The sequence below is a fragment of the Alphaproteobacteria bacterium genome, assembly GCA_015231795.1.
In the GTDB taxonomy this organism is placed as follows: domain Bacteria; phylum Pseudomonadota; class Alphaproteobacteria; order Rhodospirillales; family WMHbin7; genus WMHbin7.
The window spans coordinates 205,774-231,338 of the sequence record JADGAX010000005.1 but is presented as its reverse complement, the minus strand read 5'-3'; the positions used below and the strand labels follow the sequence as shown (position 1 = coordinate 231,338).

The window sequence follows — 25,565 nt, the reverse complement described above, 5'->3', positions numbered from 1 at the left end:
ACGCATGACAAGGCACGCTCCGCTCACGCTCGACCATTTTCCTTACCGGCTGACCATCCCCACGCGCTGGTCGGACAACGACATGTTCGGCCATATCAACAATGTGCTTTACTACCGCTATTACGAGGCGGTGATCTTGAAATTCCTGGCCGAGAAGGCGGGCTTTCACGGTTTCGACGAGCCGGTGCTGGTCTTCGCCGCCGAATCGCAATGCCGCTTTCTAAAGCCGCTCAGCTATCCCGGCAACATCGTCGCCACGCTTTGCATCGAACATTTGGGCTGCACCAGCGTGCGCTATGGGCTTGGACTGTTCGAAGAGGGCGAAAAGCAGGCCGCCGCCACCGGTCATTGGGTGCATGTTTTCGTTGATCGTGCTACACAGCGCCCCGTACCCATTCCCGAACCAATTCGGGCCGTCTTCTCGCAATTTCAAGTGAACGCCCATGCCTGACCATCGCGCCAATTCGCTGCGCAGCGGCCCCGACCAAAACGGCCATTTCGGCATTTTCGGCGGTCGCTTCGTGGCCGAGACCCTGATGCCCCTGATCCTGTCGGTCGAACAGGCATACGGCGAGGCCAGGAACGATCCCGCCTTCAAGGCCCAGCTTGACGATTTGCTGACGCATTATGTGGGCCGTCCCAGCCCGCTTTATTTCGCCAAGCGCCTGAGCGGCCATTTCGGCGGGGCGAAAATTTTCTTGAAGCGCGAGGATCTGAACCATACCGGCGCCCACAAGATCAACAACTGCATGGGCCAGATCCTGCTGGCCAAGCGCATGGGCAAGCAGCGCATCATCGCCGAGACCGGGGCGGGCCAGCATGGCGTCGCCACCGCCACCGCCTGCGCGCTGATGGGCCTTGATTGCTGCATCTTCATGGGTGCTACCGATATCGAGCGCCAGGCCCCCAATGTCTACCGCATGAAATTGCTGGGCGCCGAAGTGCGCCCCGTCACGGCGGGGGCTGGCACGCTGAAGGACGCCATGAACGAGGCCCTGCGCGACTGGGTGGCCCGCGTCGAGGACACCTATTACCTGATCGGCACGGTGGCCGGGCCGCATCCCTATCCTGCCATGGTGCGCGATTTCCAATGCGTGATCGGCGAGGAAACGAAGGAACAGATGAAAGCGCAGGAAGGCCGCCTGCCGGACTCGCTGGTGGCTTGCATCGGCGGCGGCTCGAACGCCATGGGCCTGTTCCATCCATTCCTGGACGACGCTGGCGTCGCCATTTACGGCGTCGAGGCGGCGGGCCATGGGCTGGACAAAGCACATGCGGCATCGCTGGCGGGCGGACGTCCCGGCGTGCTGCATGGCAACCGCACCTATCTGTTGATGAACGACGACGGCCAGATTGAAGAAGGTCATTCCATTTCGGCGGGGCTGGATTATCCCGGCATCGGACCTGAACATTCCTGGCTGAAGGAAACGGGGCGCGTCACCTATGTGTCGGCCACGGATGAGGAGGCGCTGGACGCCTTCGTCATGATGACGCGCATGGAAGGGATCATTCCGGCCCTGGAATCAGCGCACGCCATGGCCTATGCGGGCAAACTGGCCTCCACTCTTTCCAAGGACCATCTGATGGTAGTGAATTTAAGCGGGCGCGGCGACAAGGATATCGCGACGCTTCAGAAATTTCGCGGCGAGGGAGGGGTGTCATGAGCCGACTGGCCCCACGCTTCGCCAAGTTGAAAGCCGAAAACCGGGCGGGCCTCGTGGTGTTCGTGACGGCGGGCGATCCCGGGCGCGATGTCTCGCAGGCGATCTTGAACGGCTTGCCCAAGGCGGGCGCCGACATCATCGAACTGGGCATGCCCTTTACCGACGCCATGGCCGACGGCCCGGCCATTCAAGAAGGGTCGAAGCGCGCCCTGGCGGCGGGCATGACGCTGCCTGGCGTGCTTGAAATGGTCGCCGCCTTCCGGCAGAGCGATGCCGAAACCCCCATCGTGTTGATGGGCTATTACAATCCCGTCTATATCTATGGGGTGGAGCGTTTCGCCCAGGATGCGGCCAAGGCCGGGGTCGATGGCATGATCGTGGTCGATCTGCCGCCCGAGGAAGCCGATGAACTGCTGGTGCCGTTGTCTCGTTGCGGAATCGATTTCATTTTCCTGACCGCCCCCACTACCGACGACGCCCGCTTGCCGGTGGTGCTGAACAAGGCTTCGGGTTTCGTGTACTATGTCTCGATCACCGGCGTCACCGGCACCGTCTCGGCCAGCGAGGCGGCGGTGGGGGCCGCGGTCGGACGCTTGAAGGCGCAGACGTCCTTGCCCATCGCGGTGGGGTTCGGCATCAAGACGCCCTTGCAGGCGGTGGCGGTGGCCAGACATGCCGATGCGGCGGTGGTTGGTTCGGCGGTGGTCGAAATGGTGGCGACCGGCGACGTGGCGAAGGTGCATCAATTCGTGGCTGAACTGGCCGACGGCGTTAGAGAAGCGCGGAAATAGGGAAGCGGGAGATATTCATATGAACTGGCTGACCAACTATATCCGGCCCAAGATCCAAAAGCTGGTGAAGTCGAAGGATGTGCCGGACAATCTGTGGCAGAAATGCCCGGCTTGCGGCCAGATGGTGTTTCATCGCGACCTTGAAAAGAACTGGAACGTCTGCACCCACTGCAACGGCCATATGCGGCTCAACATCAAGCGCCGCCTGTCCATGCTGTTCGACGACGGCGTCTACAGCCGCATCGAATTGATGAAGACGCCCGACGATCCCTTGCGCTTCAAGGACCTGAAAAGCTATTCCGGGCGCTTGAAGGAATCGCGCGCGCGCACCGGCGAGCAGGACGGCGTTATCGTGGCGCATGGGCGCATGGGCGGCATGAATGTCGTGGTGGCCGGTTTCGATTTCGAATTCATGGGCGGCTCGATGGGTGTGGCGGTGGGCGAGGGCATCGTTTCGGCCGCCGAACTGGCGGTGATCCAAGATTCGCCTCTTTTGCTGATTCCCGCTTCGGGCGGGGCGCGCATGCAAGAAGGCATTCTGTCCTTGATGCAGATGGCGCGCACCACGGTGGCGGTCGACAAGGTCAAGGAAAAGGGCCTACCCTACATCGTGTTGCTGACCGATCCCACCACCGGCGGCGTGACGGCCTCGTTCGCCATGTTGGGCGACATCCAGATCGCAGAGCCGGGCGCCGTGATCGGCTTCGCGGGCGCTCGCGTGATCGAGAACACCATCCGCGAGAAGCTGCCCGAGGGATTCCAGCGCGCCGAATATCTGGAAGAGCACGGCATGGTCGATATGGTGGTGCATCGCCACCAGTTGCGCGACACGCTTATCCGCATCTTCTCGCTGTTGCGCAACAAGGGGCCGTCCGGCGAAGTGCTGATGCTGGCCAGGGCTGATGCCTAAAGAACTGCTGGCGCGACTGAAGAGCCTGCACCCGCAAGAGATCGATCTCGATCTGTCTCGGGTGCAGCGCCTGCTGACGGCGCTGGGCAATCCCGAAAAGAAATTGCCGCCCGTGGTGCATGTGGCGGGCACCAACGGCAAGGGATCGGTGGTCGCCTATCTGCGCGCCATTCTGGAGGCGGCGGGTTACCGCGTTCATGTCTACACATCGCCGCATCTGGTGCGTTTCAACGAACGCATTCGTCTGGCGGGCAGCCTGATCGACGACGGCTATTTGCGCGATGTTTTGGCGCGCGTGGAAGCGGCCAATGCAGGCCAGCCGATCACCTTCTTCGAAGCCACGACGGCGGCGGCCTTTCTTGCCTTTAGCGAAACGCCAGCCGACATCGTGCTTTTGGAAACCGGGCTGGGTGGGCGGCTTGACGCCACCAATGTGATCGAGCGTCCGCTACTGACCGTGATCACGCCCATCGCCATGGATCACATGGACTATCTGGGCGATACGCTGGCCGCCATCGCCGCCGAAAAGGCGGGTATCATGAAATATGGTGTGGGTTGCGTGCTGGCCAAGCAGGAACGCGCCAGCATGAAAGTGCTGGAGGCCCGCTCGCTCTCTTTCGGCGTCCCTTTATGGATCGAAGGCAAGGAATGGTTCTTGCGCACCCATCCCGAAGGCGTCGTCTTCCAGGGTCGCGCGGGCGCCATCGGCCCGATGGCCGCCCCGGCGCTGGAAGGAACCTTCCAACTGCACAATGCCGGTCTGGCCCTGGCCGCCGCGGAACGGCTGGAAGGGTTTCACATTCCGCCCGCCGCCATGGCGCTGGGCCTGAAGACCGTGGATTGGCCCGCCCGCCTGCAGCATTTGAAAACAGGCAAACTGGCAGGCCTGTTGCCCGCAGGCTGGGAATTGTGGCTGGACGGCGGGCACAATCCGCACGCCGCCAAGGCCATCGCGCTGCAGGCCCGCGACTGGAAAGACCGCCCGCTGCATCTGATTTTCGGCATGCTGAAGCGCAAGGACGCCACGGGATACATCAAGCCGCTGGCCGCCAGGGCCGAACGCATGATCGCCGTGCCGATCGAAGGCGAGGACTTCATCGCGCCCGACGAGATCGTGGCTGCCGCGAAAGCCCAGGGACTGTTATATGCAGAGGCCGGGGAAAGCATCGAGACGGCGCTTTCCAAACTGGCGGCCTATACGGCCACGCCTTCGCGCGTACTGATCTGCGGCTCGTTGTATTTGGCCGGACAGGCGCTGGAAAGGAATTCAGACGAATCCATGCAGTCGCAATAACCGATACGTCATGCCCGGACTTGTTCCGGGCATCCACGTCTAGCCTTCTGGTGGCCTTGCAAGAAAATCGTGGATGGCCGGGTCAAGCCCGGCCATGACACATGAGGGAAGTGAAAGCTCTACCCCGCCACCATCTCATCCCTGATCTGCTGGCGCAGCAGGTCGATGGGGGCCATCTGGCCCTTCTTGGCTTCGAAACACCAATAGGTCCAGCCGTTGCAGGCCGGAGCGCCTTGCACCAAAGCCCCCACTTGATGGATCGAGCCGCGATGGCGATCGGCGATCAGCGTGCCGTCGGCGCGCACGCGGGCGGTGTGGCGCTTGTCTTGCGAACTGAGCACCTGACCGGGTTTCAAAAGGCCGCGCTCGACCAGGATGCCGAAAGGAATGCGCGGCTCGGCCTTTTTCGAAGGCGTGATCAGCAATTCGGTTTCCGCCGCCTGGGTCAGGCCCGACACGCGGGCGCGGGCCAGATTGGCGTAGTCGTTGTCGCGCTCAAGCCCGATGAAATGACGGCCCAAGCGAACGGCGGCGGCGCCGGTGGTGCCGGTGCCGAAGAAGGGGTCCAGCACGATTTCGCCGGGGCGCGTGGTGGCCATCAGAACGCGGTAGAGCAGGGCTTCCGGCTTTTGGGTGGGATGCGCCTTCTCGCCATTCTTCTTCAGGCGTTCTCCCCCGGTGCAGATGGGCAACGTCCAGTCCGAGCGCATCTGGATGCCCTCGTTCAAGGCCTTCATGCTGTCGTAATTGAAAGTGACCTTGGCGTCCTTGCTTTTGGCGCACCAGATCAGGGTTTCATGGGCATTGGCGAAGCGGGTACCCTTGAAGTTCGGCATGGGGTTCGATTTGCGCCAAACGATGTCGTTCAGCATCCAATAGCCAAGATCTTGCAAGATGGCGCCGACGCGAAAGATATTGTGGTAACTGCCGATCACCCATAGCGCGCCATCGGGTTTCAAGACCCGCTGCGCGGCCTTCAGCCAGTCGCGCGTGAACCGGTCGTAATCGCCGAAACTGGCGAACTTGTCCCAGTCGTCGTCGACGGCATCGACCTTGCTGTTGTCCGGGCGATGAAGCGCACCTTGCAGCTGCAGGTTATAGGGCGGATCGGCAAAGACCAGATCCACCGACCCTGCGGGCAGGCTGTTCATCAGTTCGACACAGTCCCCTTCAAGGACTTGATTCAATGGGAGCTTCTGCATGCCCGGACTGTGATTCAACCGCGACTCGCCGTCAAGTCTTTGTTTTTCTGGCGAATCTTCGACCTATCCACAGGCCATATCTTGAGTCACGGCAAGCTGCGACCCACCAGGGCTGCCACGGGGGCGAAGCTGCGCCGGTGCTCGGGTGTTACGCCCAACTGCTCCAGGGCAGCTTGATGTTGGGCGGTTCCGTATCCGGCATTGCTTTCCCAGCCATAGCCGGGATAACGCGCAGACAGGTCGGTCATCAAACGGTCGCGCGTGACCTTGGCCGCGATCGAGGCGGCGGCGATGGATAGCGACAAGCCGTCGCCCTTCACCACGGTTTGAACTTTGCAGGGCAAAGGCGGGGGACGGTTGCCATCGACCAAGGCAAGATCGGCCCTGACGCCTAGTGCTTCGAAGGCGCGGCGCATGGCCAGATAGGTGGCCTGTAGGATGTTGACGGAATCGATCTCGGCAGGCGACGCCATGCCGATGCCGATCAAGGCCCAGTCGCCTTGCGTCAGGCAGGCGAACAGGGCCTCTCGCTTGGCGTGCGACAGCTTCTTGGAATCATCAAGACGGTGGGCAATGTCGGCGGGGATGCGTTCGCGGTCCAGAATGGCGGCTGCAGCCACTACGGGTCCGGCCCAGGGGCCGCGCCCGGCCTCGTCAATGCCGGCAACGACGCCCTTTGCCGCTTGTTCCAGCGAGAAGTCGGGCACGTTTGCCTTACTGCGCTGCTGGGGCGCCGCCAGCGGCGGCCTGCGCGTTGCGCAAGGCGATGAACTGCTGCAGCCCGCCAGCCTCCAGAAGGGCCACGGCGCAGCCCAGCAACTTGTCCTTGGGGTCCTGGGCCGCCGGGCAGATGCTTTCCGAGAATTGCGCCACCGCCCTTGGTCCCTTGGCCTCGCTGGCGGGCAGGGCCTTGGTCAGGTCGGCTTCGCGCTTCACTTCGGCGGGATCGCCAGCGATCACGAGATCGGGTTCGATGCCGCGCGACTGGATCGAGCGGCCCGACGGCGTGTAGTAAAGGGCCGTGGTCAGCTTCAGGGCCGAGCCATGCTCAAGCGGCAGAATGGTCTGCACGCTGCCCTTGCCGAACGACGTCGTGCCCAGCAGCACGGCTCGTTTATGGTCTTGCAGCGCGCCCGCTACGATTTCGCTGGCCGAGGCCGAGCCTGGATTGATCAAGACGGCCAGGGGGCGTCCGGCAATCACGTCGCCGACCCGCGCCTTGTAATGTTCCTCGCCGCTTTTGCGCCCGCGCACGGCCACCACTTCGCCGGAATTCAGGAAGTCGTCGGAGATGCGCACCGCCTGATCCAGCAGGCCGCCCGCATTGTTGCGCAGGTCCAGCACATAGCCCTTCAGCGAGGCACCCGCTTGCTTCTCGATCTCCTTGACCGCCAGCTTCAACTCTTCGTCGGCATGTTCGTTGAAGGTGGTCAGGCGCAGATAGCCGACATTGGATTCCAAATGCCAGCGCACGGGCTTGACGACGATGATCGCCCGGATGATCGAAACCTGGAACGGCGAGCCGCTTTCGCGACGGATCGAGATGCGAACGCTGGTGCCCGGCTTGCCGCGCAGCTTGCGCACGACCTGGGAAAGCGTTTGTCCCTTGATGGCTTCGCCTTCGACATGGGTGATGATGTCGCCCGACTTCAGTCCGGCCTTGGCGGCAGGCGTGCCGTCGATCGGCGAGACGACCTTCACTTCCTCGTTTTCCATGGCGATCTCGATGCCAAGGCCGCCGAACTCGCCGCGGGTGCTGGAAGACAGGTCTTTGTATTGATCGGGCGTCAGGTAATTGGAATGGGGATCCAGGGTCGACAGCATGTTGCCCAGCGCCTTTTCCACTAGATCGCCGGGCGGCAGCGAGGCGGGCTTGGGCTTGTCGTCTTCCACGCCCTTGATGGCGGCGTCGATCAGCAGCTTGCTGTCGGTGGGCGTCACATAAAGATCATGGACCCGTTTCAGCGCCAGCCTGAAAACGTCCATCTGGCCGCGCCTTTGGGTCGGGGTGGCGCTGGGATCGACGTAACGGTCGTAGACCACTGAAAAGCGCGCCAATTCCCGGGTTTGGGCGTCGGGAGGGCCGCCGCAGCCTGTGGGGGTCAGCAGAACCAGAAACAGGCAGGGAAGGAGCAGGGGACGGTGCAACATGCTTCCTATATGTGGCGAAGGGATTATAAGGACAAGGCCGCTGTCGAACGACTTTGCCGTTGTGATGACAGTTTCGCTCGAAGTCGTCAATTTCTGGTTAAACATCCCCTGCCATTTTCCGTTCAGTTTGCCTTCAGCTTGACTATGAAAAGGTAGCGTCATGACGAACAAACCCGCTCTTGTCTGGGACATTGAAATCCGCATTTTCCACTGGCTGCTTCTGGCCTTCGTGGTCGGCGCTTGGCTGACCGTGGAAGTGGGGCCGCCATCGTTGCTGGGACTGCATGAAGTTCTGGGCTTCGGCATCGGCGCCATGCTGGTTTTCCGCCTGTTCTGGGGACTGTTCGGAAGCTGGCACCAGCGCTTCACCAGCTTTGTTCGCGGGCCGGTCACGGTTCTTAGCCACCTGAAATCATTGCTTTCTGGCAAACCACAGCGCTTTGTCGGCCACAATCCGGCGGGCGGCGTCATGATCGTGGCCCTGCTCGTGGTTTTGCTGGGCGTGGTGGCCAGCGGCATCGCCACCATGGGCGGCTTCGACAAGGCCGGTCCCTTGGCGCCCTACCTGACCTTTGCCCAGGGCCGCCAAGCCAAGGAAATTCATGAACTTCTGGTCAATATCCTGTTGGTCCTGGCAGGGCTGCATGTGGCGGGCGTGATCCTGGAAAGCGTCTTGCTGAAGGAAAACCTGATCCGCTCGATGATCCATGGCCGCAAGGAAGCGCACCCTGCCGCCGTGGTCCCTCCCGGCGAGGCGCCCATCGCGCGCCCCGGCCTAGCCGCCGTTCTTGCCAGCCTTGTCGTCGCGAGCCTGGGTTCGACCATGTTCTATTCCTCGCTCAAGCCCGCCCTGGGCGTTCCCATGCTGGGCCACAATCCCCAATACGTCAAAGAGTGCGGAGCTTGCCATACGCCGCATCATCCCAGTCTGCTGCCGTCTTCCTCGTGGAAGCTGGTGATGGCGGGCTTGTCCGATCATTTCGGCGACGATGCCAGCCTGACGGAAGGCAATCGCCAGGAGCTTGAAAGCTGGCTGGTCAAGTCGTCCGAACTGGGTTGGGACACCAAGGCCGGGCAACGCATTCCAGCCACCTTGAAGGCCGACGATCCCATGCGCATCACCGCTTCCGTTTTCTGGGAGCGCAGACACCGCAAAATCCCGGAACCTGTTTTCAAATCCAAATTGGTCGGCGGCAAAGCCAATTGCCAGGCCTGTCACGTCGATGCCGTGCGCGGGGGATTCTCGCCCTTGGGCATCGCCATCCCAGAGGAGATCAAATAACCATGAAGATACGCCTTGTCCTTGCCGCCGCCTGCCTTGTGGCCTTGTCCGCACAAGCCGTCGCGAACCCGCAGCGGTCAGCTTTGCTCGATCGCTTCGCCGCCGAAGCCAAGCAGCAAGACAAGGCGTTTTCGACATTCTCCGCCGAGCGCGGCAAGGCCTTCTTCACGAACAAGCATGCGGGCGGCAAGCCTGAATTCCCGGCTTGCTCCAGTTGCCATACGACCGATCCAAAATCGTCGGGCCAGACCAAGGCGGGCAAGGAAATTCCCCCCATGGCGGTTTCGAAAACGCCAACGCGCTTTACCGATCCGGCCGAAGTCGAGAAATGGTTTGGCCGCAATTGCAATCAGGTGCTGGGGCGCGAGTGCACGGCCAGCGAAAAGGGCGATTTCATCACTTTTCTCATCAGCCAGTAACAGGAGGGTCGCATGCGCCGACTGATTCCCGCCGCTTTGTTGCTTTTGATCCCGGCTGTTGCCTTGGCCGACAAGGGGCCTCGCGTGCAGGTGATTTCCGATCCGCTGGTGGTCAAGGAATGCAGTGCTTGCCATATGGCGTTCCAGCCGGAGTTCCTGCCCCAGCGCTCCTGGAAGAAGCTGATGGAACCCAAGGAACTGGCCAGCCATTTCGGCGATGACGCCAGCTTGCCCGAAGCGGCCAGGGCGCAGATCGAGGCCTATCTGACCAGCCATGCCGCCGGTGTGGCGCCGGGCAAGGAATCGGGCAAGGTGGCGGCCAGCGTCGCATCTGGCGATGTTCCGCTGCGCATCACCGAAACCGGACGTTGGGTGCAAAAACACCGGCCCGGCGAAGTCAATCCCGAGGATTTCAAAAGCCCCAAGGTGAAAAGCAAGGCCAACTGCCAAGCCTGTCATAAGGGCGCCGTCCGGGGCATCTACGAGGACGACTAGGACGGCGACGGGCGTTTCTGGATGCGCTGAACTGTTAAGCCGTTTTGTGCGAGCCGTCGCAATAGGGCGAGGTTTTCGTGCGCTTGCAGGCGCATAGATAGGCGGTGCCGCTTTTCTCCGCCTTGAAGACCTTGGGGGCCAAGCCTGTCCCGACATGCGACCCATCGCAATAAGGCTGGGCCTTGCTGCGCCCGCAGGCGCACCAGACATAAACGGTTCCGGCTTCCAGCTCCACGGCGTAGGGCGCGTCGGCGGCGGCGATGGGGTCCATGTGGGATCTCCTTGGCGTCAGCCTTTTAATTCAGGTCGGCCCTTGAACAATTCAAGGGCTTCGGGATTGGCCAGGGCCTCGATGTTCTTGACGGAGCGCCCATGCACCACATCGCGCACCGCCAGTTCCACGATCTTGCCCGATTTGGTGCGCGGAATGTCGTCCACCTGAACGATGCGGGCCGGAACGTGCCTTGGCGTGCAATTGTCGCGGATGCGCTTCTTGATGGCGGCTTGCAACTCGTCGCTTAGCATGATGCCGTCGCGCAGGCGAACGAACAGCACCACGCGCACGTCATTGTCCCAATCCTGGCCGATGACCAGGCTTTCCACCACCTCATGCAGTTGCTCGACCTGGCGGTAGATTTCCGCCGTACCGATGCGCACCCCGCCGGGATTGAGCGTGGCGTCCGAGCGGCCGAACACCACCACGCCGCCATTGGAGGTGATCTCGATCCAGTCGCCATGGCACCAGACGTTGGGGTATTTGGCGAAATAGGCATTGTGATATTTCTGCCCGTCGGGATCGTTCCAGAAGCCCACCGGCATCGACGGAAAGGCCATGGTGCAGACCAATTCGCCCTTTTCCCCGTAAACGGGCTGCGCGTTCTCGTCGTACACTTCCACCTTCATGCCCAATCCCAGGCACTGGATTTCGCCCCGATAGACCGGCAGCGTCGGATTGCCCAGCATGAAGCATGAAACGATGTCGGTGCCGCCCGAGATGGACGACAGGCAAACATCTTGCTTGATCGAACGGTAGACGAACTCGAATCCTTCCGGCGACAAGGGCGAGCCGGTCGAGGTCATAAGGCGCACCGATGACAGATCGTGGGTCTTGATGGGTTCCAGCCCCGCCTTGTACACGGCGTCGATCCATTTGGCCGAAGTGCCGAACAAGGTGAACTTCTCCGTCTCGGCGTAATCGAACAGCACATTGCCTGACGGATAGAAGGGCGAGCCGTCGTACAGCATCAGGCTGGCTTCGCTGGCCAGCGCTGTCATCAGCCAATTCCACATCATCCAGCCCAGGGTGGTGAAGTAGAAGACGCGGTCGTTGGGCCGGATGTCGCAATGAAGCAGATGTTCCTTCATATGCTGGAGCAGCGTGCCGCCGGCGCCGTGGCAAATGCATTTCGGCGCCCCGGTCGTGCCCGAGGAAAAAAGGATATACAGCGGATGATCGAAGGCGAAGCGTTCGAAAACGATCGGCTGGGCCACAAAGGGGGCCAGAAAATCCGCAAACAGTTGAGCATTGGCTAGGCCGGACAGGTCGGGGGCCGCGCTGGCATAGGGAACGACGATCAGTTTCTCCAGCGTGGGCAGTCCGGCTGCGATTTGCTTTAGCTTATCCAGGCAGTCATGCGACTTGCCGTTGTAGTGATAGCCGTCGACGCCGATCAGAATCTTGGGCTGGGTTTGCCCGAAACGGTCCAGCACGCCCTGGACGCCGAAATCCGGCGAGGCCGAAGACCAGATGGCGCCCAAGCCAGCCGCAGCCAGCATGGCGATGGGGGCTTCGGGCATGTTGGGCAGATAAGCCGCCACCCGGTCGCCCGGCTGCAGCCCGGCGGCTTTCATGGCCGCCATCATGCGCGACACCTGATCATAGAGCTGGCGCCAGCTTAGGCTGCGCCGCACCTTGTCCTCGCCCCAGAATTGAATGGCCTGGGCCTCGTCCCTTCGCCGCAACAGGTTCTCGGCAAAATTAAGCCTTGCCTCGGGAAACCAGGCGGCGCCCGGCATTTTATCCAGGTTTTGCGCCACGACGGCGCCCTTGTCGCCCCGAATCTTGGCCCAATCCCACATCATGTCCCAGAATTGGTCGGGCCTTTGCGTCGACCAGTCATGCAGGGACTTGTAGTCGGGCAGATGACGGCCAAAGCGCCGACCGGCCTCGGCGGCAAAGCGGGTGACGGCCGCCTGGGCGACGCGGTCGGGCGAGGGGGTCCATAGAGCCTGGTTCATGGTGCGCGTCTCGTTCGGTTGTCGTTGGCGGTTGTTGTTTGACGGATACTCTAACATCAGGTTCTTGGCAGTCCAGCGTCAGCGGGCTATTGTCCGGGACCTTTTCGTTCAGGAGACGATGGCGTTGCGCTATATCAGCACAAGGGGTCGGGCGCCGGCCTTGAAGTTCGAAGACGTCCTGCTGGCCGGTCTGGCCCGCGATGGCGGGTTGTATGTGCCCGAAAGCTGGCCAACCTTCACCAAGGCCGATCTGAAGGCCATGCGGGGCCTGTCCTACGCCGAACTGGCCGCCCGGGTCATGCAGCCCTTCGTGGGCCGCTCGCTCAAACAGGCCGAACTTGTCGCGATGTGCGCCGAAACCTACGCCGTTTTCGATCATGCGGCCGTGGCGCCCTTGCGACAGATCGGGCGCAATCAATGGGTGATGGAACTGTTCCACGGCCCAACCCTGGCCTTTAAGGATTTCGCGCTGCAGCTTTTAGGCCGCCTGTTCGACCATGTGCTGACCAAGCGCGGCGAACGGGTGTGCATCGTGGGCGCCACCTCGGGCGATACGGGATCGGCGGCCATCGAAGCCTGCCGGGGCCGGGCCTCGCTCGACATCGTCATCTTGCACCCGAAAGGGCGCGTTTCCGAAGTGCAACGCCGCCAGATGACGACGGTAGCGGAACCCAACGTCCACAATATCGCCATCGAGGGCAGTTTCGACGATTGCCAGGATTTGGTGAAGGCCATGTTCAACGATCAGGCCTTTCGCGATTCCATGAAACTGTCGGCGGTCAATTCGATCAACTGGGCCAGAATCATGGCGCAGATCGCCTATTACATGGCCGCCGGCGTGGCCCTGGGCGCGCCAGATCGCGGCTTTACCTTCGCAGTGCCGACCGGCAATTTCGGCAATGTCTTCGCGGGCTATGCGGCCAGGAAGATGGGGTTGCCCATCGATCGTCTGGTGGTGGGTTCGAACGCCAATGACATCCTGACCCGCTTTTTGAGCACCGGCGCGATGACAATGGGCGATGTGGTCCCCACTTTAAGTCCCAGCATGGATATTCAGGTGTCATCGAATTTCGAGCGGCTGCTCTTTCTGGCCATGGGGCGCAATGGAAGCGCCGTGGAAAAACTGATGAGCGGCTTTCGCGCCGACGGCGAATACCGCTTGTCGGCCAAGCCCATGAGAGCCATCCGCGATTTGTTCGAAGGACGGCGTTTCGACGACGCGGCCACCAAGGCGGCCATCAAGGGGCTTTTCAAATTGACCGGCGAAATCTTCGATCCGCACAGCGCCATCGGCGTTGCCGCCGGTCTTGAATGTCACGACTACAAGCGCTCGGTTCTGGTAAGCCTTGCTACCGCGCATCCCGCCAAGTTTCCCGACGCCATCGAGGCGGCCATCGGCCAGCGTCCGGCGCTGCCCAAGCGTTTGGCCGATCTGCACAGCCGCAAGGAGCGCTATGAAACGGCGCCCAACGATCTTAAGGCCGTTCAGGACCTGATCCGCGCCCGTGTGACGCCATGAGCGTGCGCATCCAGGAAGTCAGACCGGGCCTGCGGCTGGTGACCGACCGCATGGACAAGGTGGAGACCGCCACGCTTGGCGTGTGGGTGGAGGCGGGCACCCGCCACGAAGCGCCCGAGATCAACGGCGTGGCCCATATGCTGGAACATATGGCCTTCAAGGGCACCCGCAAGCGTTCGGCGCTGGCGATCGCCGAAGAGATCGAGAATGTCGGCGGCCATCTGAACGCCTATACGTCGCGCGAACATACGGCTTATTACGCCAAGGTGCTGAAGGAAGACGCGGCGCTGGCGCTCGACATCATTTCCGACATCTTGCAGAACTCGGTCTTCGCCGAGGACGAACTGGCCCGCGAGCGCGATGTGGTGGTGCAGGAAATCGGCCAGGCCGAAGATACGCCCGACGACATCATCTTCGATCATTTCCAGGCCGCCGCCTTTCCCGATCAAGGGCTGGGCCGTCCGGTGCTGGGCACGGAAGAGATCGTCAAGGGATTAAGCCGCGACGCCATCGAAGGCTATATGCGCGCCAATTACGGCCCGCCCCGCCTGCTGGTGGCGGCGGCTGGCAACGTCAATCACGAAGCCCTGGCGGACCTGGTGGCCAGCCAGTTCGACAAGGTGGGCGGCGCGGCGCCGGTGCAGGCCGATGTAGCCAAATATGCGGGCGGCGAGCATCGGGCCGAGCGCGAACTTGAACAGGCGCATGTCGTGCTGGGCTTGTCGGGCATCGATTACGCCGATCCTGACTATTACGCCATTTCCGTGCTGGCGACGCTGCTGGGCGGCGGCATGTCGTCGCGCCTGTTTCAAGAAGTGCGCGAAAAGCGAGGGCTGGCCTATTCCGTCTTCGCGCACACCACGTCCTATGTCGATGGCGGACTGTTCTCGATCTATGCCGGAACCGACCCACAGCGGCTGGGCGAATTGATGCCCGTGCTGTGCGCCGAACTGGTCAAGATGTGCGAGCCGGTAGAGGCCCAGGAATTGGCGCGCGCCCGCGCCCAGTTGAAGGCCAGCGTGCTGATGAGCTTGGAAAGCACATCTGCCCGGTGCGAAGTGCTGGCCCGTCAGATGCAGGTGTTTGGCAGACCGATTCCGCCGTCGGAAGTGGTGGAGAAGATCGAGGCGGTGGACGCCGCCTCGGTGGCCCGCGCCGCCAAACGACTGCTGTCAAGCCGCCCCACCCTGGCGGCGCTGGGACCCTTGTCCAAGCTGGAAAGTTTCGAGTCCATCGCAGCGAGACTGAAGGTTTAGGACGTCTTGCGAACAACCGAAACGACAAAAGGCCGGGTTTCCCCGACCTTTTGCATTTCTGGCAGGTCAGAAGATTAGGCGGCCTTGGCGGCCTTGGCCTTCTCGAGCTGACGCTTGACCTTCAAGGAGTCGGCGGTCAGGCGGGTGTTGGGGGTGCCCAGCAGATAGGCGTCCAGGCCGCCATTGTGCTCGATGGTGCGCAGGCCCTGCATCGACACGCGCAGCTTGACCATGCTGCCCAGGATTTCGCTGTAGGTGGCGGTTTCCTGAAGATTCGGCAGATAGCGGCGGCGCGTCTTGTTGTTGGCGTGGCTGACATTATTGCCGGCCAGAACGCCTTTTCCGGTGATGGCGCAACGACGGGACATGATATCTGCTCCTGAACCTTGAAACGAATGAGAAGGCGGGTTTCTACGCGACCAGGGGGTGGGCGTCAAGGGGGCAAAAAGGGAACGGGCGACCGTTAACCAAATAACTTATCGATATCGTCCTGGCTGAACAGCTTGTCGACATCGGCCTGATTGACGCCCTGGCCCTTAAGCTGCGGACCATTCAACAGTTTTTGCTCCTCGGTCAGCTCTTTCTTGACGGCCCCGGCCACTTCCTTCAACTCGTCGGGACGCCACATGCCCAGCATGCTCGAAATGCGCTCTTCGATGAATTTCATCGACTTCACCACCTTGGTGATGCGCTGGCCGGTGATGTCCTGGAACGAACAGGCCTCGTACACTTTGCCGATTTCGTCCTCGGTTCCGGCGATCAGGCGCTGGGCTTCTTCGCCCGCGGCCTGCTCCTTCAAGGTGGTCAGATTGGTCTCCATGACTTCCATGGCGCCCATGATGGAGTTGGTGGCCTCTTCCGTGGCCTGGACGATGGCGTCCAACTGATCGGCCATGCCGCCGAAATGGTCTTCTCCGGCGCTGGCTGGACCCAGGGCCGCCAATTCCAGGCGAATTTTCTGAATATGTCCGAACAGGCGCACGAATTCGCGCTTCAGGACGTCGGCATCTGGCTCTTTGAGCATTCTTTAAGGTCCCCTCTAGGCCGTGCCAGACTAGCCTCGGAGCCGTGGAAAGGAAAGAGGCAGTCCTAAGAAAAATAAACGCATTATTTTTAGGCTGTTGTCTGGGCGAAGAAGGCGGCCAACAACGCCTCGGCGCCCTGGGCGGGGCTTTGGCGGCCCTGGGCCACTTGGCTTTCCAACGCCCCCAGGCGGGCGGCAATGGCCGGATGGCCGCGAAACCGTTCTTTCAGCCCGTCTTCGATGGCGCGCCACATCCAAGACAGCGCCTGCGTCGAGCGTTTTTGCGCCAATCCGCCTTCGCCCAGGATCTTGCGGTAGGCCTCGATGGCCGCCCAGGTTTCGTCCATGCCTCTGCCTTCCAGGGCCGAGATATTGAGAACCGGCGGCTGCCAGCCTGGATGGGCCGGGGTCAGCAGGTGAAGGGCGCTGGCATAGTCGCGGCATGTCCTAAGGGCTGCCTGGGCCAGATCGCCATCGGCCTTGTTGACCAGCAGGGCGTCGGCCAGCTCGACCACGCCCTTCTTGATGCCTTGCAACTCGTCGCCGCCGCCCGGCACCAGCAGCAGCAAAAACATGTCGGTCATTTCCGAGACGGCGGTTTCCGACTGACCGACCCCCACGGTTTCCACGATCACCACGTCGAAGCCCGCCGCCTCGCAGACCAGCATGGCTTCGCGGCTGCGCCTGGCCACGCCGCCCAAGCCGCCGCCGGAGGGCGAGGGGCGGATGAAACAGTCGGGGTGGCGCGACAATTTTTCCATGCGCGTCTTGTCACCCAGGATCGAGCCGCCGGAACGCGGGCTTGACGGGTCGACGGCCAGCACGGCCAGCCGATGGCCCCGACTCGCCAGATACAGACCGAAGGCTTCGATGAAGGTCGATTTACCCGCACCCGGCACGCCGGTAATGCCTAGGCGCACCGATTTTCCGGTAAAGGGCAGCAGACGCTCCAGAAGATCGACGGCTTGGTCGCGATGGTCGGGCCTTGTCGATTCGACCAGGGTAATGGCGCGCGCCAGCGATCGCCGTTCGCCGCTTTTCACCCGTTCGGCCAGATGCGCGACATCGGTTTTCATGATGGCTTGGCCGGTTTCTTGGCGCCCGGCTTGGCCGCGCCATCAATCGGAGCGTTGAAGAAGGTTTTGAGCGCCATGTAGACGAGGGCTTCGCGCTGGATGGGGGGCAGTTCGTCCAACAGGCTTTGCTTGGAGCGATAGATCTTCAAGGCGTCGTCGATCAGGGCTTGGCGCTCGGGCGTCATGGTTTTCGGCTTGGGCGCGCCCTTCAGTTCCAGATTGTCGGGCAGCTTGGCCTCGACCGGCTTGGGAGGCGGCAAGAACAGCCGCTTCAGGAAATCGCCGACCAAGCTGCTCATGGCCCTGGATTTCTGGGAAAGCCCGGAGCCAGCGGGCTGAAGGGCATGACATTGGCGCTGGACGGGACTTGATCCCCGGCTTCAGGGCGGGCCGCTTGTTGGGAAGCGACCGCCGGGCTTTCCGGCCAGGGGGCCGCCTCAGTCGGGCTATTGGCGGGCTGGGATGGCGACAAGGGTGGCGGGACGGCGCCTTCGGGCCACAGCACCTTGGCCACTTGATGGGCGGTATAGGCCGCGCTGGGATTGGTGCTTTCCGCCAGCGGGTTTCTGGACGGCATCGCCGCCGGTTGGTTGCGTAACGCCGTCATCAGCAGGGCATGCAGCTTGGCGGGCGGGCCAAGCTCAAGCCCCTCGCGCAACAAGGGATCGATGGCGCGCTTGGCGGCGAAGTCGGCAAGACGTTCCTGCAATTGAACGAAATCGGCGATCATGGGCTTTAGGGCAGGCACGGCCGTCAAGCGGGCGGCCAGTTCAGAGGCGGCGGCCTGGGGATCGGACGGATTGCCCAGCAGAAGGCGGAAAAAGGCGAAACGGTCGCCTGCCCGCGTCATGCGCCACAAATCGGGCATGTCGTCCTGGTTCAGCCTGCCCAGCGACAGGGCCAATTGGGCGGCCAGGGCCTGCAGATCGGCCAAGCCGCGGTTGATGATGTCCAGCGCCGCCGCTTGGCGCTCGCGGTCCTGGGTTTCGGCCAGGGCGCGAACGATGGTTTCGGTCTGTTCGGCCGACTTGCGGGCCTGCCAATGCAATTGCTTGAGGGCGAAGGCCAATTGGCGCTGGGCGCTGGATTGGCGGAAATAGGCTGCCAGCAGCCACAGCAGGGCCAGGGGCGCGAAGATGCCCGCCATCAGGGCCGCCAACTCGGTCGGGTGCTGATGGGCGAGATTTTCCCAGCCGATATGGCCGTCGATATAGGCGCCGGCGCCCAAAAGCCAAGCGCCCGAGACCAAAGCCGACAGCAAAAGAACGAAACCTTCAATCATCTTGACGCAACTATAGATCAGAAAACGGATTTTTGGAATGGTGCGGCTTGACAGGCCGACGGGCAGAAGGCATGAACGGGGCCATGATCGAAATCCCCTTTCTCTCCGAATTGGTGGCGCTGGCCTCGGTGGTGCTGATCGACATCGCGCTGGCGGGCGACAACGCCATCGTCGTCGGCATGGCGGCGGCGGGCCTGCCCGCCCAGCAGCGGCGCAAGGCCATCCTGATCGGGATCGGGGCGGCGGCCCTGCTGCGCATCATATTCGCCGTCTTCACCTCGCAGCTTTTGCAGATCGTGGGGCTGATGGTGGCGGGCGGCATTCTGTTGCTGTGGGTTTCCTGGAAGCTGTGGCGCGAGATCAGAAGCAACGCCCATCAGGAAGAGGCCGAGGGCGAGGCCGCCCTGGAAGGCGCCGACTATTGCGCCAAGAACCAGAAAAGTTTCAAGGAGTCGGTCATTCAGATCGTGGTGGCCGACGTCTCGATGTCGCTGGACAATGTGCTGGCGGTGGCGGGGGCGGCCATGGATCATCCGGTAATCATGGTTATCGGTCTGGCGCTATCGGTGGCCTTGATGGGGCTGGCGGCAAGTTACGTCGCCAAGCTGCTGCAGCGCCACCACTGGATCGCCTATGCCGGACTGGTCGTCATCTTGCTGGTCTCCGTCAAGATGATCTGGGACGGATCGCTCGAGGTTATGGCTCGGCTGTAAGCAAGGCGCGGGCGACCTTCGAGGCCAGGGGACGCCCCAATTTTTCCGAGACAAAGCGCGAGGCGACGAGCAGAAGCTCCATCTCCACGCCGGTATCGATGCCCAGACCGTTCAGCATGTAAAGAACGTCTTCGGTCGCCACATTGCCGGAAGCGCCCTTGGCGTAGGGGCAGCCGCCCAGACCCGCGATCGAGCAATCGATGGTGCTGACGCCCACCTCCATCACGGCCAGCAGATTGGCCAGCGCCTGGCCGTAAGTGTCGTGAAAATGGGCGGCAAGCGACGCCTGGGGAATGCGCCTCGCCGTTTCGCTGACCATCGCCTGGGCCTTCCCCGGCGTTCCCGTGCCGATCGTGTCGCCCAGCGATATCTCGTAGCAGCCCATCTTGAAAAGCTGCTCGGCCACGTCGGCCACCCGAACCGGTTCGACCGCGCCGTCATGAGGGCAGCCCAACACGCAAGACACGTAGCCGCGCACCTTGACGTTCCTTTCCTGGGCCTTGGCGCAGAGGGGGCGGAAACGTTCCAGGCTTTCGGCAATCGAACAATTGATGTTCTTTTGCGAAAAGGCCTCGCTGGCGGATGCAAAAATGGCGACTTCCTTAGCGCCCGCCTTCATGGCCGCCTCGAAGCCTTGCAGATTGGGCGTCAGCACCGGATAGGAGGTGCCGGTTCTTTGGATGATGTTGGCCAGAACCAGATCGGTGCTTGCCATTTGCGGCACCCATTTTGGCGAGACAAAACTGCCCACTTCGATGGCGGGCAGGCCTGCGGCGGTCAATTCGTCGATCAACGCCACGCGATCTTCGACGCCAACAAGATCGGCTTCGTTCTGCAGCCCATCGCGCGGGCCGACCTCGACAAGGCGGACATGGCTGGGCAGGCGCATCGGATCATTCCTCTTGCACGAATGCGATCAGCACGTCGCCGTCGCTGGCCTGATCGCCGGGCGCGAAATGCACGGACGCCACAACGCCGTCGATGGGCGCCTTGATGGTGTGCTCCATCTTCATCGCTTCCAGAATCATCAAAGGCTGGCCCAGCAGGACGGCGTCGCCGGGTTTGACATGCACGGCGGTGACCTTGCCGGGCATGGGAGCGGTCAGGCTGCCGCCTTGCGCTTCGCGTCCCGCCGCCAGGCTCATGGGATCGAACAGGTCAAGATGATAGGCCTTGCCCTGTGCAAACAAGATCAGGTGTTGACCCTCGCGCACCAGCCTTGCGTTAAGGCGATATCCGTCCAGATCGGCCATCAGCGAGCCGTCGTCTTGGCGCTGGGCGCTCGCCGCCATGGACGCGCCGGACGGCAAGTCGATCTGCCATCCCTGTTTGCGGTAATGCACCGTGACCTTCTGGTCCTTCTCGCCATCCATGAAAATGAGGTCGTGGTGATTGTCGTCGTTCATGCGCCAGCCGATGGCCGAATGCCAAGGCGAGTAAGGATCGCAAGACAGCTTGGCCTGCGCCTTGGCCTCTTCGTCCCTGTCCAGCATGACGCCGATGGCGGCCAGGGCCAGGATGGTCTCGGGGGCCTGCGAAGGCTTGGACGACAGGGCGCCCTGCTCGCGGTCAAGAAAGCCGGTATCGACGGCTGTTTCGGCGAAAGCCGGATGGGCGGCGACATTGGACAGAAAGTCGAGATTGGTGACCAGCCCCGCCACTTCGAAATCGGACAGCGCCGATTGCAGGCGTGCCAGGGCCTTGGCGCGGTCTTCGTCCCAGACGATCAGCTTGGCCAGCATGGGATCGTAATGGATGCCGATGTCGTCGCCAGCCCGCACGCCGCTATCCACCCGCACATGGGGCGATTCGACGGGCGGACGCCAATGAAGCAGCCTGCCGGTGGCGGGCAGAAAATCGCGCGCCGGATCTTCGGCATAGATGCGGGCCTCGAAGGCATGGCCATTGATCGACAACTGACTTTGGTTTCGGGGCAGGGCCTCGCCCATGGCGACGCGCAATTGCCATTCCACCAGATCAAGGCCGGTGATCATCTCGGTCACCGGATGTTCGACCTGCAGGCGCGTGTTCATTTCGATGAAATAAAAGCCGCCGTCTTCGTCCAGCAGGAACTCGACCGTTCCAGCGCCCAGATAGCCGACGGCCTTGGCCGCCGCCACTGCCGCCTCACCCATGCGGGCGCGCAGCGCTGGATCAAGGCCGGGGGCGGGCGCTTCCTCGATCACCTTTTGATGGCGGCGCTGCAGCGAGCAATCGCGCTCGAACAGGTAGACGGCATTGCCCTGCATATCCGCGAAGACCTGAATCTCGACATGACGCGGGCGGGACAGATATTTTTCGACCAGCAGCGTATCGTCGCCGAAAGACGCCTTAGCCTCGCGCCTTGCCGAGGCGATGGCGGGTTCAAGTTCGCTTTGCTGGGTCACGATGCGCATGCCCTTGCCGCCGCCGCCGGCCGAGGCCTTGATCAGCACGGGAAAGCCGATGCGCCCGGCTTCCCGCTCGATGGCGGCGTTGCTTTGGTCGGTGCCATGATAGCCGGGCACCAAAGGCACGCCCGCCTTGGCCATCAGGCGCTTCGATTCCGATTTAGACCCCATGGCGCGCATGGCGTGCGGCGTCGGACCCACGAATGCCAGCCCCGCCTTTATCGCGGCCTCGGCGAAGTCGGCGTTTTCGCTTAAAAATCCGTAGCCGGGATGGATGGCTTGAGCGCCCGATGCGCGCGCCGCTTGCAAGATGGCGTCGACGGACAGGTAGCTTTCTCGCGCCGGTGGCGGGCCAATATGCACGGCCATGTCGGCCATCTCGACATGCAAGGCGTGTTTGTCGGCGTCGGAATAGACGGCGACCGAGCGAAGGCCCATGCGCCTTGCCGTGCGGATGATTCGTGTGGCGATTTCGCCGCGGTTGGCGATCAGGAGGGTATCGAAGCGCATGGTCTATTCCGGCCTTTCCGGGGGCTGGTCCGGTCCCGGCGCGCTGAAGGCCAGGGCCAGCGCCTGGACCAGCACGAGAAACAAGAACAGCGAGATGATCACTTGCAGATAATCGGCGATCCGCGACAAGAGCGAGGCGGATGCCGTGCAACTATCGTCCAGGCCCAGACTGGCCGATAGGGAATGCGTCATGAAGTCGCCGAGGCTGGGCAAGGATGGGCAGCCCGCCGGGATGGTGTAATAGGCGGACAACCCCAACTTGCCGATGGCGTAATGGACGAAGCCGAACCACACCACGCTGGCCGTGAACAGGGCCAAGCACGAGAACACCACGGCGCGCGTATTGTCGAAGTCGCGAAAGCGGCGCTTCCAAGAAGCGCCCGATCTGAACAGGGCGACATGCTGGCTAAGGGCATGCACGGCCAGAGCGCCCGGCCGCCAGACCAGCAAGGGCATAAGCAGGACCAATAGGAATTGCGCAAAGTGGTAGGGCGAGATCGCCAAGCCCGTCGAAACCATCACGAACAGGGCGTGCAAGATGAACTGGCCCATGTAAAAGATCATATAATAGGCGGCCAGGCGGGTATAGGTGGGTCCGGGCGTTCCCCGAAGATCGAACAGCCAGCTCATCAGCCAGGCAGAGCTTAGGGTCAGGGCAGAGTGCCCGGCCAAGGTCGCCAGTTCCAGGGGATTGGCGTCGACGACCAACTGGTGATAATTGACCACCTGGCGCGAGAAGAGCTGAAGCCCGGTCATGATCAGGGAAAAGACGGCGACATCGATCATGTTGCGCTTGATGGCGTAGGCGTAGGCGAAGAACAGGGCGAAGAACAGGCTTTTCAGCAGGCCGTACCGTCCGTCCATCCAAATCCACAGCGGCGCCATGGTGGCGGCGTTGATGGCCCAGGCGGCTGCGTAGCCGCGCCAAGTCAGGGAACGGTTGCCGTCTTCCTGGATCATTGCCATGTTGGCTTTCGTTTCTCGAGAAAGGCGCCGACGCCTTCTTTTCCCTCGGCGCTGGCGCGACGCTCGGCGATCCTGCGCGCCGTGTCCAGGCGCACGTCCTGCGTGATGGGGCGCTGCGCCACCGCGCGGATCAAATCCTTCGAACTTGCGATGGCCTGGGGGCCGTTGGCGGCCAGGGTGGCGACCAGCCTGTCGACCGCCTTGTCCAATTGTTCCTCGTTGTCGGCCAGTTCATGCACCAATCCCAGCCGGTGAGCTTCGACGCCGTCGAAACGTTCGGCGGTCAGGAAATAGCGCCTGGCGGCCCTGGCCCCCATGGCGGCGATGACATAGGGCGAGATCACGGCGGGAATGATGCCCAGCTTGACCTCGGACAGGCAAAAGGAGGCGGAAGGAACGGCCACGGCGATGTCGCAGCAAGCCACCAGCCCGACCCCGCCGCCATAGGCCGCACCCTGCACGCGGGCGATGGTGGGCTTGGGCAATTCGTCCAGCGTTTGCATGACCAGGGCCAGCGCCTTGGCGTCTTCGACATTCTGCTCGAACGAGTAATTGGCAAAGCGCTTCATCCAGTTCAGATCGCCGCCCGCCGAAAAACTTTTGCCCGAACCGGACAGCACCACCGCGCGCACGGCGTCGTCACGGCCCAGGCGCGTCAACAGTTCGGTCAGCTCGGCGATCAGCGCCTCGTCGAAGGCGTTGTGGATTTCCGGGCGATTCAAGGTCACGTCGGCCCGGCCATTCTGGATGCTGACAAGAAGAGTATCGCTCATGGCTACATCCGAAAGACGCCGAATTGGGTGGGGGGAATGGGCGCGTTCAAGGCCGCCGACAGCGACAGGGCCAGCACCATGCGTGAGTCGGCGGGATCGATGATGCCGTCATCCCATAAGCGGGCAGATGCGTAATAGGGATGGCCCTGCGTCTCGTACTGCTCGCGGATGGGGGCGCGGAAGGACTCTTCCTCTTCCTTGCTCCAACTTTGTCCCTTGGCTTCCATGCCGTCGCGTTTCACCTGCGCCAGCACGCTGGCCGCCTGTTCGCCGCCCATCACCGAGACCCGCGCATTGGGCCACAGCCACAAAAAACGGGGGCTGTAGGCGCGTCCGCACATGGCGTAATTGCCCGCTCCGAAGCTGCCGCCCATGATCATGGTGATGCGCGGCACACGCGCGCAGGCGACGGCGGTCACCATCTTGGCGCCGTCCTTGGCGATGCCGCCCGCTTCGTAGCGCTTGCCCACCATGAAGCCGGTGATGTTTTGCAAAAACAGCAAGGGGATGCCGCGCTGGGCGCACAATTCCACGAAATGCGCGCCCTTTTGGGCGCTTTCCGAAAACAAGATGCCGTTGTTGGCGACAATGCCGACCGGATAGCCCATCAGATGCGCGAAGCCGCAAACCAGCGTTGCGCCGTACAGGCGCTTGAACTCGTCGAATTCCGACCCATCGACCAAGCGGGCGATCACTTCACGGACGTCATAGGGCTTCTTGGGGTCGGTGGGAACGATGCCGCCGATCTCGGCCGGATCGTAGAGGGGCGGAGCGGGTTCGCGCAGCCGCAAGGAAAGCTGCTTGCCGCGGTTCAGCGTTCCCATGATCCGCCTGGCGATGGCCATGGCGTGCGCGTCGTCCTCGGCGTAATGGTCGGCAACGCCCGAGATGCGGCAATGAATGTCGGCGCCGCCCAGTTCCTCGGGCGTCACCACGTCGCCGGTGGCGGCCTTGACCAAAGGCGGGCCGCCCAGAAAGATGGTGCCCTGATTCTTCACGATCACCGCTTCGTCGCTCATGGCGGGCACATAGGCCCCGCCCGCCGTGCAACTGCCCAGCACGACGGCGATCTGGGGGATGCGCGCCGCGCTCATATTGGCTTGATTGTAGAAGATGCGTCCGAAGTGGTCGCGGTCGGGAAAGACGCCGTCCTGATTGGGCAGGTTGGCGCCGCCCGATTCGACCAGATAGACGCAAGGCAGATTGTTCTCGAGCGCGATTTCCTGGGCGCGCAAATGCTTTTTCACGGTCAGCGGGTAATAGGTGCCGCCCTTGACCGTGGCGTCGTTGGCGACGATGACGCATTCATTGCCCTGGATGCGCCCGATGCCGGTGATGATGCCGCCGCCCGCGATGGTGCCATCATACATCCCATAGGCGGCCAGTTGCGAGAATTCCAGAAAGGGCGATCCCATATCCAGCAGTTGGCGGATGCGCTCGCGGGGCAACAGCTTGCCGCGTTCCAGGTGCTTTTTGCGCGGTCCCTCGCCGCCGCCCAGCTTGACCTCGGCGACCTTGGCGCGCAGATCGGCGGACAGGGCCTGCATGGCCGACAGGTTGGCCTTGAATTCCGGATCGCGAGGATTGAGGGCGGATTTCAGTACCGTCAT

26 protein-coding genes are annotated in these 25,565 nt (G+C 62.4%); 11 read left to right on the top strand and 15 right to left on the bottom strand.

Annotated elements, in window-relative coordinates; translation table 11 throughout:
- Positions 1-4 precede the first annotated feature (4 nt).
- Genes HQL44_12535 through HQL44_12515 form a run of 5 tightly spaced genes read left to right on the top strand, consistent with a single transcriptional unit; the run spans position 5 to position 4,659 of the window.
- Positions 5-451, top strand: a complete 447-nt coding sequence (locus tag HQL44_12535) for an acyl-CoA thioesterase (protein MBF0269407.1) — start codon at positions 5-7, stop codon at positions 449-451.
- The gene (gene trpB, locus HQL44_12530) at positions 444-1,664 is read left to right on the top strand and encodes a tryptophan synthase subunit beta (GenBank protein MBF0269406.1); all 1,221 of its coding nucleotides are present in this window, start codon (positions 444-446) and stop codon (positions 1,662-1,664) included. Before HQL44_12535 ends, trpB begins: the two co-directional genes overlap by 8 nt.
- Positions 1,661-2,455 (top strand): tryptophan synthase subunit alpha, encoded by a 795-nt coding sequence (locus HQL44_12525; protein MBF0269405.1) that lies wholly within the window; start codon positions 1,661-1,663, stop codon positions 2,453-2,455. The genes trpB and HQL44_12525 overlap by 4 nt, the downstream gene beginning before the upstream one ends.
- 19 nt (positions 2,456-2,474) lie before the next feature.
- Complete coding sequence (locus HQL44_12520) at positions 2,475-3,365, top strand: acetyl-CoA carboxylase carboxyltransferase subunit beta (GenBank protein ID MBF0269404.1); 891 nt, start codon at positions 2,475-2,477, stop codon at positions 3,363-3,365.
- Positions 3,358-4,659, top strand: a complete 1,302-nt coding sequence (locus tag HQL44_12515; protein ID MBF0269403.1) for a bifunctional folylpolyglutamate synthase/dihydrofolate synthase — start codon at positions 3,358-3,360, stop codon at positions 4,657-4,659. Before HQL44_12520 ends, HQL44_12515 begins: the two co-directional genes overlap by 8 nt.
- A 119-nt stretch (positions 4,660-4,778) precedes the next feature.
- Here HQL44_12515 and HQL44_12510 read toward each other — a convergent pair whose 3' ends face one another.
- The 3 genes from HQL44_12510 to HQL44_12500 all read right to left on the bottom strand — a co-directional run bounded on the left by HQL44_12510 (position 4,779) and on the right by HQL44_12500 (position 8,012).
- Entirely contained in the window at positions 4,779-5,861 is a 1,083-nt protein-coding gene (locus HQL44_12510; GenBank protein MBF0269402.1) for a site-specific DNA-methyltransferase, read from the bottom strand.
- 86 nt (positions 5,862-5,947) lie between these two features.
- Positions 5,948-6,568: a ribonuclease HII gene (locus tag HQL44_12505; GenBank protein MBF0269401.1), complete on the bottom strand. Its 621-nt coding sequence runs from the start codon at positions 6,566-6,568 to the stop codon at positions 5,948-5,950.
- A 7-nt stretch (positions 6,569-6,575) separates the two neighbouring features.
- Positions 6,576-8,012 (bottom strand): S41 family peptidase, encoded by a 1,437-nt coding sequence (locus HQL44_12500; GenBank protein MBF0269400.1) that lies wholly within the window; start codon positions 8,010-8,012, stop codon positions 6,576-6,578.
- A 160-nt stretch (positions 8,013-8,172) separates the two neighbouring features.
- Here HQL44_12500 and HQL44_12495 point away from each other — a divergent pair, with 160 nt between their 5' ends.
- The 3 genes from HQL44_12495 to HQL44_12485 are packed head-to-tail and all read left to right on the top strand — an operon-like array spanning position 8,173 to position 10,208.
- Positions 8,173-9,294, top strand: a complete 1,122-nt coding sequence (locus HQL44_12495) for a cytochrome b/b6 domain-containing protein (GenBank protein ID MBF0269399.1) — start codon at positions 8,173-8,175, stop codon at positions 9,292-9,294.
- 2 nt (positions 9,295-9,296) lie between these two features.
- A complete protein-coding gene (locus HQL44_12490; protein ID MBF0269398.1) occupies positions 9,297-9,713 on the top strand; it encodes a DUF1924 domain-containing protein in 417 nt (138 codons plus the stop codon).
- Between the two features lie 12 nt (positions 9,714-9,725).
- Positions 9,726-10,208 (top strand): diheme cytochrome c, encoded by a 483-nt coding sequence (locus HQL44_12485; protein ID MBF0269397.1) that lies wholly within the window; start codon positions 9,726-9,728, stop codon positions 10,206-10,208.
- A gap of 34 nt (positions 10,209-10,242) precedes the next feature.
- Here HQL44_12485 and HQL44_12480 read toward each other — a convergent pair whose 3' ends face one another.
- The gene (locus HQL44_12480) at positions 10,243-10,479 is read right to left on the bottom strand and encodes a CDGSH iron-sulfur domain-containing protein (protein MBF0269396.1); all 237 of its coding nucleotides are present in this window, start codon (positions 10,477-10,479) and stop codon (positions 10,243-10,245) included.
- Positions 10,480-10,496: 17 nt separating this feature from the next.
- Entirely contained in the window at positions 10,497-12,446 is a 1,950-nt protein-coding gene (locus HQL44_12475) for an acetoacetate--CoA ligase (protein ID MBF0269395.1), read from the bottom strand.
- A 124-nt stretch (positions 12,447-12,570) separates the two neighbouring features.
- Here HQL44_12475 and HQL44_12470 point away from each other — a divergent pair, with 124 nt between their 5' ends.
- Both HQL44_12470 and HQL44_12465 read left to right on the top strand, forming a co-directional pair.
- Positions 12,571-13,965, top strand: a complete 1,395-nt coding sequence (locus tag HQL44_12470; protein ID MBF0269394.1) for a threonine synthase — start codon at positions 12,571-12,573, stop codon at positions 13,963-13,965.
- The gene (locus tag HQL44_12465) at positions 13,962-15,221 is read left to right on the top strand and encodes an insulinase family protein (protein MBF0269393.1); all 1,260 of its coding nucleotides are present in this window, start codon (positions 13,962-13,964) and stop codon (positions 15,219-15,221) included. The genes HQL44_12470 and HQL44_12465 overlap by 4 nt, the downstream gene beginning before the upstream one ends.
- Before the next feature lie 74 nt (positions 15,222-15,295).
- Here HQL44_12465 and rpmB read toward each other — a convergent pair whose 3' ends face one another.
- From rpmB to HQL44_12440, 5 genes are all read right to left on the bottom strand, one after another.
- Complete coding sequence (rpmB, locus tag HQL44_12460) at positions 15,296-15,589, bottom strand: 50S ribosomal protein L28 (GenBank protein ID MBF0269392.1); 294 nt, start codon at positions 15,587-15,589, stop codon at positions 15,296-15,298.
- Positions 15,590-15,684: 95 nt separating this feature from the next.
- The gene (locus HQL44_12455) at positions 15,685-16,245 is read right to left on the bottom strand and encodes a protein phosphatase CheZ (GenBank protein MBF0269391.1); all 561 of its coding nucleotides are present in this window, start codon (positions 16,243-16,245) and stop codon (positions 15,685-15,687) included.
- A gap of 89 nt (positions 16,246-16,334) precedes the next feature.
- Entirely contained in the window at positions 16,335-17,321 is a 987-nt protein-coding gene (gene meaB / locus HQL44_12450; protein ID MBF0269390.1) for a methylmalonyl Co-A mutase-associated GTPase MeaB, read from the bottom strand.
- Positions 17,318-17,620 carry a hypothetical protein gene (locus tag HQL44_12445; GenBank protein MBF0269389.1) on the bottom strand — a complete coding sequence of 101 codons (303 nt, stop codon included), beginning with the start codon at positions 17,618-17,620 and terminating at the stop codon, positions 17,318-17,320. Before HQL44_12445 ends, meaB begins: the two co-directional genes overlap by 4 nt.
- The gene (locus HQL44_12440; GenBank protein MBF0269388.1) at positions 17,617-18,603 is read right to left on the bottom strand and encodes a hypothetical protein; all 987 of its coding nucleotides are present in this window, start codon (positions 18,601-18,603) and stop codon (positions 17,617-17,619) included. The genes HQL44_12445 and HQL44_12440 overlap by 4 nt, the downstream gene beginning before the upstream one ends.
- An 83-nt stretch (positions 18,604-18,686) precedes the next feature.
- Between HQL44_12440 and HQL44_12435 the strand changes: the two genes are divergently transcribed.
- Positions 18,687-19,316: a TerC family protein gene (locus HQL44_12435; GenBank protein ID MBF0269387.1), complete on the top strand. Its 630-nt coding sequence runs from the start codon at positions 18,687-18,689 to the stop codon at positions 19,314-19,316.
- On the opposite strand, the gene HQL44_12430 is transcribed toward HQL44_12435, so the two are convergent.
- From HQL44_12430 to HQL44_12410, 5 genes are read right to left on the bottom strand one after another with little or no spacing between them, the layout of a single operon-like run.
- A complete protein-coding gene (locus tag HQL44_12430) occupies positions 19,300-20,205 on the bottom strand; it encodes a hydroxymethylglutaryl-CoA lyase (protein MBF0269386.1) in 906 nt (301 codons plus the stop codon). The two genes, HQL44_12435 and HQL44_12430, sit on opposite strands and share 17 nt — an antisense overlap.
- A 4-nt stretch (positions 20,206-20,209) precedes the next feature.
- Positions 20,210-22,216, bottom strand: coding sequence for an acetyl/propionyl/methylcrotonyl-CoA carboxylase subunit alpha (locus HQL44_12425; protein MBF0269385.1), 2,007 nt, complete (start codon positions 22,214-22,216; stop codon positions 20,210-20,212).
- 3 nt (positions 22,217-22,219) lie between these two features.
- Positions 22,220-23,182 (bottom strand): hypothetical protein, encoded by a 963-nt coding sequence (locus HQL44_12420; GenBank protein ID MBF0269384.1) that lies wholly within the window; start codon positions 23,180-23,182, stop codon positions 22,220-22,222.
- On the bottom strand, positions 23,173-23,955 hold the full coding sequence (locus HQL44_12415) for an enoyl-CoA hydratase/isomerase family protein (GenBank protein MBF0269383.1): 783 nt from the start codon (positions 23,953-23,955) through the stop codon (positions 23,173-23,175). Before HQL44_12415 ends, HQL44_12420 begins: the two co-directional genes overlap by 10 nt.
- Positions 23,956-23,957: 2 nt before the next feature.
- On the bottom strand, positions 23,958-25,565 hold the full coding sequence (locus tag HQL44_12410; GenBank protein ID MBF0269382.1) for a methylcrotonoyl-CoA carboxylase: 1,608 nt from the start codon (positions 25,563-25,565) through the stop codon (positions 23,958-23,960).